This window comes from Flavobacterium sp. RHBU_24 (assembly GCF_046613695.1).
In the GTDB taxonomy this organism is placed as follows: Bacteria; Bacteroidota; Bacteroidia; order Flavobacteriales; family Flavobacteriaceae; genus Flavobacterium.
Window position 1 is genome coordinate 80077 of record NZ_JBKJHD010000008.1, and the last position, 17327, is coordinate 97403.

The 17327-nt window shown below is 44.3% G+C and carries 16 protein-coding genes; 8 read left to right on the plus strand and 8 right to left on the minus strand.

What is annotated here, in order from left to right:
- Positions 1 to 2 precede the first annotated feature (2 nt).
- The 4 genes from ACLI09_RS09915 to ACLI09_RS09930 all read left to right on the plus strand — a co-directional run bounded on the left by ACLI09_RS09915 (position 3) and on the right by ACLI09_RS09930 (position 4551).
- A complete protein-coding gene (locus ACLI09_RS09915; RefSeq protein WP_411419458.1) occupies positions 3 to 668 on the plus strand; it encodes a DNA alkylation repair protein in 666 nt (221 codons plus the stop codon).
- A 72-nt stretch (positions 669 to 740) separates the two neighbouring features.
- On the plus strand, positions 741 to 2558 hold the full coding sequence (locus ACLI09_RS09920; RefSeq protein ID WP_411419459.1) for a chloride channel protein: 1818 nt from the start codon (positions 741 to 743) through the stop codon (positions 2556 to 2558).
- A 65-nt stretch (positions 2559 to 2623) separates the two neighbouring features.
- Complete coding sequence (locus ACLI09_RS09925) at positions 2624 to 3577, plus strand: Fic family protein (RefSeq protein WP_411419460.1); 954 nt, start codon at positions 2624 to 2626, stop codon at positions 3575 to 3577.
- Between the two features lie 59 nt (positions 3578 to 3636).
- Positions 3637 to 4551 carry an NAD(P)/FAD-dependent oxidoreductase gene (locus tag ACLI09_RS09930; RefSeq protein WP_411419461.1) on the plus strand — a complete coding sequence of 305 codons (915 nt, stop codon included), beginning with the start codon at positions 3637 to 3639 and terminating at the stop codon, positions 4549 to 4551.
- Positions 4552 to 4582: 31 nt separating this feature from the next.
- On the opposite strand, the gene ACLI09_RS09935 is transcribed toward ACLI09_RS09930, so the two are convergent.
- The 5 genes from ACLI09_RS09935 to ACLI09_RS09955 all read right to left on the minus strand — a co-directional run bounded on the left by ACLI09_RS09935 (position 4583) and on the right by ACLI09_RS09955 (position 9581).
- Positions 4583 to 5434: a GIN domain-containing protein gene (locus ACLI09_RS09935; RefSeq protein WP_411419462.1), complete on the minus strand. Its 852-nt coding sequence runs from the start codon at positions 5432 to 5434 to the stop codon at positions 4583 to 4585.
- A 477-nt stretch (positions 5435 to 5911) separates the two neighbouring features.
- Entirely contained in the window at positions 5912 to 6631 is a 720-nt protein-coding gene (locus ACLI09_RS09940; RefSeq protein ID WP_411419463.1) for a head GIN domain-containing protein, read from the minus strand.
- A gap of 12 nt (positions 6632 to 6643) precedes the next feature.
- Positions 6644 to 8464, minus strand: coding sequence for a PspC domain-containing protein (locus tag ACLI09_RS09945; protein WP_411419464.1), 1821 nt, complete (start codon positions 8462 to 8464; stop codon positions 6644 to 6646).
- Positions 8457 to 8801, minus strand: coding sequence for a PadR family transcriptional regulator (locus ACLI09_RS09950; RefSeq protein ID WP_411419465.1), 345 nt, complete (start codon positions 8799 to 8801; stop codon positions 8457 to 8459). The genes ACLI09_RS09945 and ACLI09_RS09950 overlap by 8 nt, the downstream gene beginning before the upstream one ends.
- A 15-nt stretch (positions 8802 to 8816) precedes the next feature.
- A complete protein-coding gene (locus tag ACLI09_RS09955) occupies positions 8817 to 9581 on the minus strand; it encodes a GIN domain-containing protein (protein ID WP_411419466.1) in 765 nt (254 codons plus the stop codon).
- 305 nt (positions 9582 to 9886) lie between these two features.
- Between ACLI09_RS09955 and ACLI09_RS09960 the strand changes: the two genes are divergently transcribed.
- Together ACLI09_RS09960 and ACLI09_RS09965 are read left to right on the plus strand one after the other, a co-directional pair.
- Positions 9887 to 10339 (plus strand): DUF4442 domain-containing protein, encoded by a 453-nt coding sequence (locus tag ACLI09_RS09960; protein WP_411419467.1) that lies wholly within the window; start codon positions 9887 to 9889, stop codon positions 10337 to 10339.
- A gap of 199 nt (positions 10340 to 10538) precedes the next feature.
- The gene (locus tag ACLI09_RS09965) at positions 10539 to 11447 is read left to right on the plus strand and encodes a TIGR01777 family oxidoreductase (RefSeq protein ID WP_411419468.1); all 909 of its coding nucleotides are present in this window, start codon (positions 10539 to 10541) and stop codon (positions 11445 to 11447) included.
- Positions 11448 to 11543: 96 nt separating this feature from the next.
- On the opposite strand, the gene ACLI09_RS09970 is transcribed toward ACLI09_RS09965, so the two are convergent.
- Positions 11544 to 11669 (minus strand): hypothetical protein, encoded by a 126-nt coding sequence (locus tag ACLI09_RS09970; protein WP_411419469.1) that lies wholly within the window; start codon positions 11667 to 11669, stop codon positions 11544 to 11546.
- Positions 11670 to 11872: 203 nt separating this feature from the next.
- Between ACLI09_RS09970 and ACLI09_RS09975 the strand changes: the two genes are divergently transcribed.
- Positions 11873 to 13090 (plus strand): T9SS type A sorting domain-containing protein, encoded by a 1218-nt coding sequence (locus ACLI09_RS09975; RefSeq protein ID WP_411419470.1) that lies wholly within the window; start codon positions 11873 to 11875, stop codon positions 13088 to 13090.
- A gap of 166 nt (positions 13091 to 13256) precedes the next feature.
- Here ACLI09_RS09975 and ACLI09_RS09980 read toward each other — a convergent pair whose 3' ends face one another.
- The gene (locus ACLI09_RS09980; protein WP_411419471.1) at positions 13257 to 13502 is read right to left on the minus strand and encodes a hypothetical protein; all 246 of its coding nucleotides are present in this window, start codon (positions 13500 to 13502) and stop codon (positions 13257 to 13259) included.
- The gene (locus tag ACLI09_RS09985) at positions 13499 to 13690 is read right to left on the minus strand and encodes a hypothetical protein (protein ID WP_411419472.1); all 192 of its coding nucleotides are present in this window, start codon (positions 13688 to 13690) and stop codon (positions 13499 to 13501) included. Before ACLI09_RS09985 ends, ACLI09_RS09980 begins: the two co-directional genes overlap by 4 nt.
- 118 nt (positions 13691 to 13808) lie before the next feature.
- On the opposite strand from ACLI09_RS09985, the gene ACLI09_RS09990 reads away from it, so the two are divergent.
- Complete coding sequence (locus tag ACLI09_RS09990) at positions 13809 to 17249, plus strand: methylmalonyl-CoA mutase family protein (RefSeq protein ID WP_411419473.1); 3441 nt, start codon at positions 13809 to 13811, stop codon at positions 17247 to 17249.
- Positions 17250 to 17327 lie beyond the last annotated feature (78 nt).

Consider the following 17327-nt stretch of genomic DNA (forward strand, 5'->3'; position numbering starts at 1 on the left):
ACATGGATTTTATACTCGATTTACAAAGAGGCTTCAGCCAAAATAAATCCGCCGAAAATGCCGTGGCTATGGAAGCTTACATGAAAAACCATTTCCCGTTTTTAGGTATAAAGGCAGCGCTGCGGCGTAGCATCCTTAAAGCTGCGCATGCAGCTAATAAGCAGGAAGTTACCTATCATGCCCGCGACATTTCCCTTAAGCTGTTTGAACTTCCCGAGCGCGAATACCACCACACGGCTATAGACATACTGATAAAACAGCTTGATAAGAAATTTATTCCCGAAGATATTGAACTTATTGAACACCTGTTAACCACAAAATCATGGTGGGACAGCGTTGATGCCATGGCAAAATACCTGCTGGGCGGCTACCTGAAACACTACCCGGAAGAGACGGAAGGTGTAATAGCCCGGTTTTCAACTTCAGGTAACATGTGGCTGAACCGTAGCGCTATTATATTCCAGCTGGATTATAAAAAACAGACCGATGCGCTGCTCCTCTTTAGCCTTTGTGAAAAGCACAGCGCTTCGAAAGAATTTTTTATACAAAAAGCCATAGGCTGGGCTTTGCGCGAGTATGCAAAGAGCAATCCCGAAGCTGTAAAAACATTTGTAATAAATGCAAATTTAAAGCCGCTGAGCAAACGTGAAGCCTTAAAAAACTTATAAAAAAGCTATTATTTTTTTCTTAATTGGAGTATATTAGCATTTTATTGAACATTCGCTAATTCCACTTACTACATGTCTACCCGAAAAGACTCCAAACCCCGGCTTTGGTTACGCCATAACCTTGCCCGTTTAGAAGCTTTATTGTTCCTGCTTAAAAGCCTTTTGAATGAAAGGCACTTTATATACCTGTCGTGTGTTATCGTGGGCGCCTCAACTGCATTTGCAGTAATTATATTAAAGAGCTTTGCCCATAACGTTTTCCGTTTTGCCACCTATATAAATGGTTACCTAAAGCTACCATATATTAATAGCCTTTTGCCTATCGCAGGCATAGTACTGACGGTATTTATTATAAAACGCATACTTAACAACAAAATAGAAAAAGGCAGCTCGCGTATACTGGTGGCGGTGGCTAAAAAAGGCGGCATTATGCCCCGAAAACAAATGTATGCGCAAATTATAACCAGCTCGTTAACAGTGGGCCTGGGAGGCTCCGCAGGGCTGGAATCGCCCATTACCATTACGGGTGCGGCGTTTGGGTCTAACTTTGCGCGTAAGTATAAACTGCACCGCAAAGACCGTATATTGCTGCTGGCCTGCGGTGTGGCGGCCGGTATAGCCGCTGCCTTTAACGCGCCTATAGCGGGGGTACTTTTTGCTATAGAGGTAGTGCTTACCGATGTTTCTATCTCGGCATTTATCCCCATAATAATATCCTCCGCTACGGGCGCAATCATATCTACTATATTGCTTAACGAAGAGGTTTTACTTTCCTTCAAGCAGCGGCAGGAGTTTGATTACCACAACATTCCCTTTTATATACTGTTAGGCATCCTGGCCGGCTTTGTGTCGCTGTACCACGCACGTGCATTCCAGTGGGTAGAGGGGCATTTCCATAAACTAAAAATACACGGTTACCGCAAGGCACTATACGGTGCTATTCCCTTAGCCCTTTTAATATTCCTGTTCCCTACACTTTTTGGCGAAGGTTATGAGAGCATCAAAACACTGAGCGCACCACACCCCGAAGTACTACTGGATAACACCTTATTAGAAGGCTTTGAAAAAAGTCCCTGGATATTGCTGCTCTTTATTGGGGGTACCATGTTTATAAAAGCTATTGCTACCGGCCTTACACTTTCCAGCGGCGGTAACGGTGGTAACTTTGCCCCATCATTGTTTGTGGGGTCATATTTAGGCTTTGTGGTAGCTAAGTTTTTTGGGCTGCTTGGGTTTACTAACCTGCCGGTAAGCAATTTTACAATTGTAGGCATGGCCGGTATACTCAGCGGGCTTTTTCATGCACCGCTAACGGCAATTTTCCTTATTGGCGAGATTACCGGAGGCTACAACCTTATGCTGCCGCTTATGATTGTATCGTCTATCAGCTTTGCGGTATCAAAGCAGTTTGAAACCTATAGTATGGACGTAAAACACCTGGCTAACAAGGGGCAGGTGTTTACATCAGATAAAGACAAAAACATACTGGGTACCATTGATATTATGGAGGTTATTTGCACAGACATCCCTACCCTGCTGCCCACACAGCAACCGGATGAAGTGGTAAAGCTTTTAACGGGAACACATTATACGCAGTTTGCCGTAGTTAACGAGAAAAAGCGGCTTATAGGCGTGGTAGATTTTGATAAGGTACGCCATTTGGTGTTCAGTCCGTTTAAGATGAAATATGCTAAGATGGAAGAGTTGATAACCGTTCCGGATGATGTGGCGCTGGTAGAGGATTCGCTTGAAATGATTATGGAAAAATTTGAAGCGGCGCATACCCACTACCTGCCCATACTCAAAGATGAACGCTATTACGGATTTATCTACAAAGAAAAAGTGCTCGAGGCCTACAGGCAAAAACTAAAGGAACTTATTATCGAGTAGCTATTATCGGATAAATATAATTATATACATATCCGATACTAAAATAAATTTAGTACCTTTGTGGTATGTGGGATATAGATACAACATACCGCAATGAACTACAGCCTCAATTTGACCGGTTGTATGAAAAACACGCCTTGCTGACTAAAAGCAGGCCACTACCCGCTATTGCCTTAAGTAAAATCCGTGAAAGCCTTACCATAGAGTGGACCTACAACTCTAACAGTATTGAGGGAAATACACTTAACCTTCGTGAAACACAGATGATTTTACAGGAAGGCATTACCATTAAGGGCAAATCGCTAAGAGAGCATTTTGAGGCTAAAAACCATGAGCGGGCTATTGAGCACCTGTATAGCATTGTTAATGATGAATATATACTCAGGGATATTGACATACTTACGCTGCACAGTTATGTATTGCGCAGTATAGAAGATGACATTGCAGGCAGGCTGCGCAATGGGGGGGTGAGGATTGCTGGGGCTAACTTCGTTCCTCCTAATGCCCGAAAAGTAAGTGACCTGATTACTGAACTGGTTACTTTTGTAAATGATAATCCATTAGGGCTAAATGACATAGAGCTTGCCACGGTTTTTCATCATAAGCTGGTATGGATACACCCTTTTTTTGATGGCAATGGGCGTACCGTACGCCTGGCCATGAACCTGCTGCTTATGCGCAGGGGGTTTCCACCCGCGATTATTTTAAAAAATGACCGCAAAAAATACTATGATGCCCTTAACCAGGCGAATAATGGCAAGTATGAAAAATTAATGCTGCTTATGGTGCAGGCCTTAGAACGCACGCTTACTATTTATGTAAATGCCCTGCCGGGCAATGATAATGAGTATATAGAAATATCTAAACTTGTGGAAGAGCCGGGGTTCCCTTATGGTCAGGAATATGTAAGCCTGCTGGCACGGCAAGGTAAAATAGATGCTTATAAAGAAGGCCGCAACTGGCTTACTACTTCCGAAGCCGTAACAGGGTATATGGCTACACGAAAAAGAAAACGTTAGCTTTATAAGTTTTCGTTAAAGCATATTGCAATACCCCTTCTCTTTGGTAACTTTAATATATGCAAAGAGAAGAAAGTACCCCAAAGTATGATGTTATAATTATAGGTGGCAGTTATGCAGGCCTTTCTGCTGCTATGGCATTAGGGCGTTCTTTACGCAAAGTGCTGATTATAGACAGCGGCAACCCCTGTAATAAAAAAGCCCCGCATGCCCATAACTTTATAACCAATGATGGCAGGCCACCCGTTGAGCTTACACGCATTAGCCGTGAGCAGGTACAGGCCTACCCTACCGTTAACTTTATAGAAGGGCTTGCTGAAGACGTAATCCCTTATGAAAAAAGCTTTGAGGTAACTGCTAATGGCACTACTTATACCTCTCGCAAAATATTGTTTGCTACCGGCGTTACCGACCTTATCCCTAACATACCCGGCTTTGATGAATGCTGGGGCATTAGCATATTGCACTGCCCCTACTGCCATGGATTTGAGCATAAACGCCTTAAAACAGCGGTTATAGGTAATGGGGATATGGGCTATGAGTTGGCCAAAGTGATACGCAACTGGACCGATGAACTAACACTGTATACTAACGGCACCAGTACCCTAAGCCCTGAAGAAGTTTTAAAGCTAAACAGCCACGGCATTTTAGTTATTGAAAATGAAATTACTGATATTGCGCAAAATGACGGCAACATTGTAAGTATAAATTTTAAAGATACCCTGCCTGAAACCCCTGAGGTTATTTATACCCAGCTACCCTTTAGGCAGCAATGCAGCATACCCGAAAAACTGGGTCTTGAAATGACCGAAAAAGGATTTATACTGGTTAACAAATGCAAGGAAACTTCAATTCCGGGAATTTTTGCGGCAGGCGATTGCCTTTCGTTATTCCGGTCTGTTGCAAATGCGGTGGCATCGGGCAATAAAGCAGGTGCGCTTATTAATAAGTGCCTTATTGATGAGGATTTTTGATGTAAGCAGGCACGGGTATGGACCTATAATGCTACTTATCCGTATCTTCTTTTTTATACAACACCGCGCTATCGGCAAACTTTTTAAGCGTTATTATAAGCTTTTCAGGATTACCGAAAACCGATGTTTCAGATTTTCCTGAGGCGCTCATGGTGAGCTGCTCTTCTACCATCACGCTGCTTTTTGCATAACTCTCCGTAGTAAGGTCCATGGTTTTTGCCGTAAATTTTTTTGCGGTAAATTCGCTCATGTTGTCCAGCCTCACTAAAGCGGCCTGGCAATCCCCCTCTATGGCGGCGGTGGTTTTCTGGTACATATCCAGCTTAAAATCCGCACTTGATATAAGGGCTTTCAGCTTTGCATTCTTGCTCATGTCTACAGCCGATTTCTTCGTTTTAAGGTTAAGTTCCGCCTCTGACTTATCGTTCATGCTCAGGCTAAAATACCCGCCCGCCTTTACGTTAAGGTATAACTTAGCATAATCAATGCTTTTTATGGCAAGGCTGTCTGCTTCAAGGTCTTTAAGCGCATACAGTATTGCGCTGTGCTTTACCAGTATTTTTTTTAGCTGGGGTGTGCAGTTTACCCTCACGGCTATTTTTTTGGCACTGCTAATTTCCTTGGTGGTATACAGCCGTAGTGTAGTGCCTTTTACCTCGGCAGTTATAACATCCTGCAGGTTATCATCGGCCTCAATTTCCAGGGCGGTAGTGCTGCCCTGCACAAGGTATGCCTCTATATTATCTTCTACTTCTATATCGTTAAACGCGGCAACTTCCTTTTGGGTAACGGTTACGTTTTTAGAACCTTTTATTTTCTCCCTTTTTTGCGCAAATGCCAGAGGGGTAGCCAGCAAGAGCACGAGTAATGCAAATTTCTTCATGTTTGTAGCAGTAATTTTTATTGGTATAGGCAAATATAACGAAAAACAGCTGCCTATATGAGCAACTTGATTTTATGGCCTTAATTTTTTTTATTACGTTGCCCATTATTTTAGGGCATTAAACCGTGCCCTGTATATTGTAAGCAGCCTGTGTAGTTTATCGCGATTTACGCCATAATCATTAATGGCTATTTTTTTCATGTCCGTGTGTGAGTAGCTGTAGGTCCTATAAAACTTCATGTTCTTGCCTAAACCTTCCCTTATGATGGATTCATTATGTATTTCATTCCACGGATAAAATTTTCCTTAGCTGCTTCAATACCGTGATTGCTGATAATGAGCCATGTTATACTGGCCAGTACGCTAATATAACGGAACTTATTCTATTAAGAAAAGCCTGCCTTTATAAAAAAGCAGGCTTTATAATCAGAAAAATAAAAGGGTATTTTATGCACTCCGTATGCAGATTGAATTTACTTACTCTTGCGAAACACTCCCGCCTGACGATACATCTGTTTTAAGGCTCGACGGCGTTTTTATATAGCCTACATGGCTTCCGCTTGAGGCTTCGGCAGTAAGCTTTTCTACAGGTTTCGTATTTATGGTGCTGCCGCTGCTGGCATCTGCATCTACATTTTTGGCAGTAAGCCCTCCCGCATTCAGGGTGCTGCCGCTGCTGCTTTCGGCAATCAGTTCATCTGCTGTACCCGTAACGTTAAGGGTACTGCCACTGCTCGATTCGGCATCTATTTTTACCGCCGAAACATTTACTTCAAGGTTGCTGCCGCTGCTGCTTTCCAGCAGTATGGCATTGCTTTTAAACACTGTTTTACCTTTAACCGTAGATCCGCCTGCAGACGAAACAGCCTCTATAACCGGTAGCGTTATCCTTATGTTTGTAGCCTTAGACGGACTTATGCTTTTATCGGTATAAATTTTAAGCTCGCCGCCGCTAACCTCAGTTTTTATATACTGTTGCAGGTTATCATCGGTCTCTACAGTTATTTCGCCCACGTTGCCCTGGCTTATATAGGCCTCAAGCCCGCCGCTTACCGAAACTTTGGTAAACGTGCCTTCAACCTTACGGTTCTCTGTGGTTACATTCCCGCTGCCGTTTATTGCCGTGCACGATGCAAACAGTAGTGCCGCAGTGGCTGCTATTATAATCTTGGCAAGGTGTAGAATAACTTTAATCATGATGTATAATTTTTAGTTTGTTTTAGCATTTTTAAGCTGTTGCTCGCGCTCCCTCAGGTTCATTTCGCGTTCGCGCAGCTCTATTTCCCTCGCTCTCAACTCCTGCTGTAGTTGTGCCTCGCTGGCAGGTATAACCTCTGACGGCATGGGCGGTTGTGGCGCAACTATGGTATCTATTTCTACTTCTAGTTCTTCAGTAGGCTCACCTTCCTGTGTTTCCACACAGTCAAAGCATTCTACTTTGTTCACGCCCATCATATATGTGTGCTGGTCGCTATCATACCACAGGTCAAAGAATTCATTATCAGTAGCGTCATAGTCCCTTACACTGCTGTCTGCCTGAAATGTGTAGCCTTCCGGAATATATAAGTATACTTCTACTTCCTGCTGGTGCCATTTAGAGGCTGCATCGGTAAGTAAATAATTGTTTAAAATTAATGTATTTCCTTCAACTTTAAAACTATAATCTATAGTTTTTGCAGTTTCGCGTGCATCATTTATAGTTGCGCCCCGTGCTTTACGCTCTATTTGTATATACGGCTTAGTTCCTTCGGCTTTCAGTACATAAAGGCGTACTTCATTGCTCAGTATCAGCTCATGCCCCAGGGAGTCCTGCACCAGTTCAAATGTGCGGGTATCGTTTACCGATTTTGCATAGTAGTTATCAAAAGTAAACTTTATTTTGAAAATATCTTCATTGCTAATATTAAGGTCGCTTTTAGTAACTACCTTACCTTCACTGCTAAACTGGGCGCTTTGCTGTATGCCAAAGTAGGCACATCCGCAAATACTGGCTATCCACAATACCAGCAGGGTAAAGCCCGCGGTGCTGCCTATGGATTTCATGTTTGGTATAAGTACCCTTAGCCCCAGCAAAAACAAGCCTAAAAATGGTATGCCTATGGCAAAGAAAAGGCTTACCGCGGTTAACCAGACAGGGGCGCTGCCCGAGTTAATTAACTCTACATAAGGATACCAGCCCGGCGCAACGGACGTGGTGGCGAAAAGTACGATGATAAAGCCTACCAGCAAGGCACCCAGGGTAAAGCCTGCCCAAAGGGTAAGCAGCCCGCCCAGTATTTTACCAATAACTTTAAAAATACTTTTAAACACGTCGCCTACGCCATGGCCTACACGTTCAAAACTTGTTTTAACATTGCTGCCTATTTTATCATAGTCAACATTTTTTAACCTTTCACTCACCTGCGCAAATTCTTCACGAACCTTTTTTTCGATGTTAGATATGTTTATGGGTTCGCCACGCATCTCAAGCTTTTCGGTAGTGGTAATTGCCGGTGGTATTAAAATCCATAAAAGGATATATACTAAGGCGGCAGTACCAAATGAAGCAATCAGCACGACGATAAATATAATGCGTATCCATAGCGGTTCCAGCCTGAAGTAATGGCCCAGCCCCGCACACACGCCGCTTACCATGGCGCCATCGGTATCGCGGTAAAACTTTTTGGTACGGTAGTACTCAAAGCCTGATGCACCTGTACTGTTGCCGGCAGCCCCTGTGTTATCTGCACTACCTGTGGCACCATCATAAGTACCACCAGTGGTTTCTTCGTCTATGCGGTAATCTTCCGGCTTGCCCATTATGGTAATAATCTCGTCTATTTCGCGCTGGCCTACCACGAGCTTTTCAGATTTTATCCTTTCTGACAGCAGCTCGGCAATACGGGCTTCAATATCACTCATGATCTCGTCTTTGCCATCGGGCGAAAGCGAACGCTTTATCGCATCAAAATAGCGGTTTAGCTTTTGGTAGGCATCTTCATCTATATGGAAGAATATCCCCCCTAAATTAATACTTACTGTTTTATTCATGATCTTGTGCTTTTAGGCTGGTAATTGTTGTAACTGCGTCGCTCAGTTCCGTCCAGGTGTTATTCAGTTCTTTTAAAAATATTTTTCCGTTATCGGTAAGGCCGTAGTACTTTCGTGGTGGGCCCGAAGTGCTTTCTTCCCAACGATAGTTGAGCAATCCGTCGTTCTTAAGCCTTGTAAGCAGTGGGTAAACCGTACCCTCTACCACAAGCAGCTTGGCGTTTTTAAGGGTATCGAGTATCTCGCTGGTGTAGGCTTCCTTTTCCCTTAGTACAGAGAGGATGCAAAACTCCAGTACCCCCTTGCGCATCTGGGCTTTGGTATTTTCAACATTCATAATTTCTCATTTATTTTAGTTAAGGGTAAGCATTTCGGTTTCCCTTACAATTGTATAACTATTTGTGCCAATAACGGCATTTTTTGGTTCTCCGTAGTAGCGGATTGCTGACGACCCGTCGGCATCTGCATACACATATTCAGAAGCGTTTACGCTAACTGAGGCCGCGTTTGTGGCCCGCACCGTAGCCTTTTTGCAAAAAAGCTTTCCGGCCTGTACCGAGCCGCCCTGGCATGCAATGTTTACATCATCCGCATGTCCCGAAGCCTTTATATATGCCCCGCCTGTTGCATTGCCCTTAAAATGGGCAGCGGTAATAACGCCCCGGTAGCCTGCCCCGCCTTTTGCGGTTATATGGAGGGTACCGCTGGTGTTAACCTCCCCGGTACATACAGCGCCGGAGCTAAGCGCTATATCAAGATTGGCAGTATTTAGTACGCCTTCCAGTTTTATGATAGCGCCTTTATCTGCGGTAACGCTTGTTACATCGCCGCTGATATATACTTTAACACCGTTTGCAGTTGCCATACCGGTTTCATCAGGCGACTTAAGGTATATGTGCAGCGTGCCTTTTTTATACTCGGTAACCACGTTATCCAGCGTATTGCGGTCTGCCGCCTCTGCTGCAAGCTGTACGTTATTATCCTGCTTAAATACTACGGTAATACCGTCGCTTACCTGCAGCATACTGATGGGGTGCGCCATGCGCGTTTCTTTTACCTGTGCCTGCGCTACTATGCCGGTAAGGGCTGCAAAGGCTGTGATGATAATTTGTTTCATTACTGTTTCGTTTTTTGATTGATGATTAATCTCCCGTGGTTTGATTTGATGATGATTTGCCTGCTGCCGGCCGCAGGCGGTATTCTGATTGATGACTAACTCCTCTTGAACCATGCAATGCCGGCGTTTTGCATATACTTATAATAGCTGTATTAACACAGTATAATCTTATAACCATTAATTTCTTATGCAAATATATATCTTTAATCAGGTAGTTTGTATCACATAGTAGTATGATTTAACATAATTTTAACATTTAACCAGTTTGAAAATATGTCGTATATTAGCTGTAAAACCACGCTTATATGCAATTCACCCCTTCTAAACTCAATACCTTCCTGCTTTTTAAGCTACCTGCCGCCTATATAACCGGGGTGCGCGTACAGCACATAGACAGCCGGCTGTGCGCCGTGCGCGTAAGGCACCGCTGGATAAACCAAAACCCCTTTAACAGTATGTACTTTGCCGTGCAGGCCATGGCGGCAGAACTTACTACCGGTGCGCTGGTAATGCTGCACATTGCCGAAAGCGGGCGTAAAATATCGATGCTGGTGGCTAATAATAAAAGTACTTTTACCAAGAAAGCCAGGGGAAAAATAACCTTTACATGCACCGATGGCCACCTGGTGGGCGAGGCTATAGCCCATACACTGGCAACCGGCGAAGGCCAAACCTTCTGGATGAAATCTACCGGGGTAGATGAATCCGGGGATGTGGTAAGCGTTTTGGATTTTGAATGGAGCGTTAAGCGCAAATAGTCATCAGTGTTCAGGGTTTACTGACCTGGTTTGCAATAGGCACACTCAAACCGAAAGCGCACGTTAGCTGTATGTTCAGGGGTGTACTATGCATTCATCAATAGTTACATAGCGGAATATCACAAACAAAAGTTAAACAAAAGTTATTTGGCCCATATATTATAAACCACGGTTTAATTTAGCGAGAAAATAGATAGATATGAGGGTTTTAATTAGCGGCGCTACCGGGCTTGTGGGTAAAAATATCGTCCAGGTGTTGCATAAGCAGGGCTACCACATACATTACCTTACCACTTCGCGTGATAAGGTAAAGGACAAAAAAAACTATACAGGCTTTTACTGGAATCCCATAAAAGGTGATATTGATATAAAGTGCCTTGAAAATGTAGGTGTTATCATTCACTTGGCAGGAGCCTCAATAAGCAAGCGGTGGACTACTAAATACAAACAGGAAATTATTGAGAGCCGGGTGCTAAGCACTAAGGTACTGTACACGCTGCTAAAAAACACCCAAAATACCGTACACCATTTTATAAGTGCAAGCGCTACCGGCGTTTACCCCAGCAGCACGGATAAAGTATATAATGAAGACAGCCCTGAGCGCGATAGCTCCTTTTTAGGTACCGTGGTACAACAGTGGGAAGCAGCGGCAGACGAGATTAACACGCTGGGTATAAAAGTAGCTAAGCTGCGTACCGGCCTGGTACTAAGCGGTAAGGGCGGTGTACTTAAGGAACTCGCCGGGCCGGTACGCCTGGGTATAGGCTCGGCTTTTGGAAGCGGCAAACAGGTGCAATCGTGGATACACGCAGACGACCTTGCCTGTATGTACATGCACATTCTTAAAAATGGGCTTGAAGGCGTGTATAACGGGGTAGCCCCCCACCCTGTAACACAGCATGAACTTGTTAAAACCATTGCGAAAGTACTGGATAAGCCTTATTTTATGCCTAATATACCGCAGTTTGTAATGAGAGCCGTGCTGGGTGAAATGAGTACACTGCTGTTTGACAGCCAGCACGTAAGCGCACGTAAAATAATAGATTCAGGCTACCAGTTTAAATACCTATCGCTCGAAAAAGCTATAACAGACGCCCTGGCCGCTTAAATATAAAATTTGCCACAAATAGCCACCTGATTTTCACAATTAACTTGTGGCAACTGCGGCTTTTTGTGGCTGTTCCATAATGCTATTCAAAGGATATTACATCCTGTCGCAATACCCCAACAGGTAATATATTACTACAAATGCAACTATGGTGCCTATACAGCCACCACCTAATTTTTTTGCACCCCATCCGGCTATCAGCGCACGTATTAATTTGTTCATAACAGTTTGTTTTAATGTTTAAATCGAAATTAAACATATCTCCCACCACACAAAAACCATTTAACGTTTAGTAAGGAATTTTAAACCCCAGCCTGTGCGCTAACCTGTTAAAAACAAAGCATAATCGGCCAAAAAATTATGATTTATTTATGCGTCACGCAGGTACGGATTAAATAACTTTATAAATATAATAATTGCAATTTATGAAACTAATATTACACCTTTTGGCATTCCTTTTATTTACACCGTATGTAAATGCGCAGGTATACGGCTGTACTGACCCGCTATCTTCAAACTACAACGCAAATGCTACCGAAAATGATGGTTCATGCATCTACCCATCGTCTACAGTATCTGTAGTCGCATCGGTTGAAATGCCCGATACAGTAGAAGAATCATCGGGGTTAATTATATGGAACGGCGGCGTGTATACCCATAATGATGATGGCGACAATAACCTGTACCGAATAAGCCCTGCCAATGGCGAAATAACCCAAACCCTTACCGTAGCCGGTACGGTAAACCAGGACTGGGAAGATATAGCACAGGATGAAACCTATGTATATATAGGCGACTTTGGCAACAATGTTAACGGCAACCGTACTAACCTGCGCATCATAAAAACAGTAAAAAACGGGCTCCTGCAAGGCGACCCTGTTATACAGAACATTAATTTCAGCTATGCTAACCAAACCTCGTTTACCGGCACGGGTAACAACAATACCGACTTTGACTGCGAGGCTATGGTTGTGGGTACCAACTATATTTACCTGTTTACCAAGCAGTGGGTAAGCCATCAAACCAGCGTATACAGGCTGCCTAAAACCCCCGGCACGCATATAGCGGAACTACTTGATACATTTGATGTTAATGGGCTTATAACCGGGGCTGCAATGCTGGAAAGCCAAAAACTCGTGGCGCTGTGCGGATACAGCACTACCCTATCGCCCTTTATATACCTGCTGTATGATTATGAAGGCGACGATTTTTTTAGCGCAAACAAGCGTAAAATTTCAGTTTCAGAGAATTTTACCCAGATAGAGGGGATAGCTACCGAAAATGGAATGGATTATTACCTGAGTTGCGAACACTTTAACCAGGTATTTGTAAATACCGAGCAGCAGCTTTTTACGGTAAACCTGGGCAGTTATCTTGAAGGCTACCTGGGCACCCCACCCATTGGCAATGCTACTGAAGATATTATTATATACCCCAACCCAGCGGGGAAAACCGTAAACTTTGCAGTAAAACCCACATATATAGGCAGGCAGTATTTAATAACTGACGCCTCCGGTAAAACACTGGTTGACGATACGTTTAAAGCGGAACAGGACAGCGTGGATATCTCATCCCTTGCCGCCGGGATATACCGTGTTACCGTTACCGGATACAGTAGCGCACTTAACCTGGTAGTTAAATAAGCACCCATTAAAGTATAGTACCTGATTCGCGTAGGTTTTATTGCAAAAGCGCAGTAACGGCGGACATTAAAGGATATAAGTAACATGCGGTAAACGAGGTTATGGCTGCAAGGTGTATAACTATTTTTTTATAGCGGCCTATGCCGGCGGGGTGTTTTGCCCAATTTTATTGAAGAAATTTACCGCTTATTGATTTGCTGCAATCAGCAATATCAAAGCCAATACGGTTAAACACACTTACAAGTTTGGCGAAATTTTCAAGTGTGGGTTCAATCCAAAAATCAACATCTGCCGAATGGCGCTGATAACCATGGAAGTTGACTGCACCTCCACCTACCATAAGCATACGTACTTGTTCCTGATTAGCATACAAAACAAACTGTTCTATTTCTTCATCCCAGTTTTCTGTCATTTTTCCTTTTCCTTTGTAAAATCAATCCAGAAATTATCTTTCCCTCTTTCCGGGGCTGAGGTTTGAAATGCCATTATTTTTTTCGACAGGCGCACAAAACTCATAATACGCTCGCCACCGGAAAGCGCTAAAAAGGCTGCCTGCTGGGCCGCTTTGCTTTCTTCTTTTGTGGTAAATGATATTTGCATAGCGTAAAAATACAAAATTTAATGATTTACCGCTCAGGGTGATATTTATACGGATATAAATATTTACTATTCTCAATAATTTCTTAAATTGCACACTTAAAATTGAATATATTTCAACATGCAGCCAGTAACACCTTATATTCCTAAAAATAAAGTACGTATAGTAACCGCCGCTTCGCTTTTTGACGGCCATGATGCTGCCATCAACATCATGCGCCGCATTATACAGGCCACAGGCGTTGAGGTCATCCACCTGGGTCACGACCGCAGCGTTGAGGAGGTGGTTAATACCGCTATTCAGGAAGACGCCAATGCTATTGCCATGACCTCCTACCAGGGCGGCCATAATGAGTACTTTAAGTATATGCATGACCTGCTCAGGGAGAAAGGTGCCGCTCATATAAAGATATTCGGTGGCGGTGGCGGGGTTATCCTTCCTTCTGAAATTTCAGAGCTGCACGAGTACGGCATTACCCGTATTTACTCGCCCGATGATGGCCGCGCGCTGGGGTTGCAGGGCATGATAAACGACCTGGTTGAAAGGGCAGATTATATCACTCCAAGCCCCCTAACCCCAAAAGGGGGAATTGACGAGAACCTGAAAAACAAAGAAGTAAATACAATAGCAAGACTTATTACTTTAGCGGAAAATAACCCTGAAGAATATTATAAAGTTTTTCACGCGCCGGCAGCAACTCCCCCTTTGGGGGCTGGGGGGCCTCCGGTGCTAGGCATAACCGGTACCGGAGGTGCGGGCAAGTCGTCATTGGTTGACGAACTGGTGCGCCGTTTCCTTATCGATTTCCCCGAAAAAACAATAGGGCTTATCTCGGTAGACCCCTCTAAACGCAAGACCGGCGGGGCGTTGCTGGGCGACCGCATCCGTATGAATGCCATTAATAACCCACGGGTATATATGCGTTCGCTGGCTACGCGCCAAAGCAACCTTGCTCTTTCTAAATATGTTGCTGAAGCCATACAGGTGCTTAAGGCCGCACAGTACGACCTGATCATTTTAGAGACCTCAGGCATAGGCCAGAGCGATACCGAAATAATAGAGCACAGCGATGTATCTTTATATGTAATGACACCGGAATTTGGCGCTGCCACCCAGCTGGAAAAGATTGATATGCTGGACTTTGCCGATATTGTAGCGATAAACAAATTTGACAAGAGAGGCTCGCTTGACGCCTTGCGCGATGTGAAAAAGCAGTACCAGCGCAACCACAACCTTTGGGATGCAAACCCGGACACACTGCCGGTATTTGGTACCATCGCCAGCCAGTTTAACGACCCCGGCATGAACACGCTCTACAAGAAAATAATGGACAAAATAGTAGAGAAAACAGGCGTTGACCTGCAATCTACGGTTACCATTACGCGCGAAATGAGCGAAAAGATATTCGTAATACCGCCGCACCGTACGCGCTACCTGAGCGAGATTGCCGAGAACAACCGGAAATACGACCAAACCGCTGTTAGCCAGCAGGAAGTAGCCCAAAAACTCTATGGAATTTATAAGACTATTGAGTCGGTTACAGGGCTTAAGTTAGCGCTTACAAAATTCGGGATAGATACCCAAGTACTGGCTAACACACAGGCAGACAAGGACTTTGTAAAGATGCTTATTGCTGAATTTGACCTTGTTAAGATGAACCTCGACCCGTATAACTGGGAGGTTATCTTTACGTGGGACGATAAGGTTAATAAATATAAAAACCCGGTTTATACTTTTAAGGTACGCGACAAGGAAATCAAGATACAAACGCATACCGAGAGCCTGAGCCACAGCCAGATACCTAAGGTTTCGTTACCTAAATACCAGGCATGGGGCGACATACTGCGCTGGTGCCTGCAGGAAAATGTGCCGGGTGAATTCCCATTCACATCGGGCCTCTACCCCTTTAAGCGTGAGGGCGAAGATCCGTCACGGATGTTTGCCGGCGAGGGTGGGCCGGAACGTACCAATAAACGCTTTCATTACGTGAGTGCCGGATTGCCCGCAAAGCGCTTATCTACAGCGTTTGACAGCGTTACGCTATACGGTAACGACCCGCATTTACGTCCCGATATTTATGGTAAAATAGGCAATGCCGGGGTATCCATCTGCTGCCTTGATGATGCCAAAAAGCTTTATTCAGGCTTTAACCTGGCGCATGCGTTAACCTCGGTTAGTATGACCATAAACGGGCCCGCGCCCATGCTGCTTGGCTTCTTTATGAATGCCGCCATCGACCAACAATGCGAGCTGTATATTAAAGAGAACGGCCTTGAAGATGAGGTAAATAACAAAATAAACGACATTTATAAAGCCAAGGGCACCACACGCCCCCGCTACAACGGCGAACTACCACAAGGTAACGACGGCCTTGGCCTGATGCTGTTGGGCGTTACGGGAGACCAGGTTCTTCCTGCGGATGTTTATAATCAAATAAAAACCAGTACGTTAAGCCAGGTTCGTGGTACCGTTCAGGCGGATATATTGAAGGAAGACCAGGCACAGAATACCTGTATTTTCAGTACCGAATTTGCCCTTAGGCTTATGGGAGACGTGCAGGAGTATTTTATCGAAAAAAATGTACGAAATTTCTATTCGGTTTCAATATCAGGCTACCACATTGCGGAGGCCGGTGCCAACCCTATTACCCAGTTAGCCTTTACGTTAGCTAACGGATTTACCTATGTAGAGTACTACCTTAGCCGTGGCATGAACATCAATGATTTCGGGCCTAACCTTTCATTTTTCTTTAGTAACGGTGTAGATCCGGAGTATGCCGTTATAGGCCGCGTGGCGCGTAAAATTTGGGCTAAAGCACTGAAAAACAAGTATAATGCTAATGAGCGCGCACAGATGCTCAAGTACCATATTCAAACATCCGGCCGCTCACTGCACGCGCAGGAAATTGATTTTAACGATATAAGAACCACATTACAAGCACTTTACGCAATTTACGACAACTGTAATTCGCTGCATACCAATGCCTATGACGAGGCCATCACTACGCCAACAGAGGAAAGCGTGCGCCGCGCTATGGCTATCCAGCTGATTATCAACAAGGAACTAGGGTTAGCCAAAAACGAAAACCCGATACAGGGCTCGTTTATTATAGAGGAGCTGACCGACTTGGTTGAGGAGGCCGTACTGGCTGAATTTGACCGCATTACAGAGCGTGGCGGTGTGCTGGGCGCTATGGAAACCATGTACCAACGTTCTAAAATTCAGGAGGAAAGCCTTTATTATGAGACACTTAAGCACACAGGTGAATTCCCTATTATAGGCGTAAACACGTTTTTAAGTTCTAAAGGTTCGCCTACGGTAATCCCGGCTGAAGTAATCCGCGCTACAGAGGAAGAAAAACAGTTCCAGATTGCAACCCTGGAAAGCCTGCATACCACTTATGCTGAGCAGGTTAACGAGCAGCTGGCTGCCGTTCAGGAGGCCGCGATACAGAATAAAAACATCTTCGAACTGCTTATGGAAGCCACTAAAGTATGCTCCCTGGGGCAGATTACCGCGGCCCTATTTGAGGTGGGCGGGCAGTACCGACGCAATATGTAAACAGGTTAATTTGTTAATTTGTTAATTTGTTAATTCGTTAATTTGATAGGAAAATCAATCCCGCCCTGCCGGGATTTT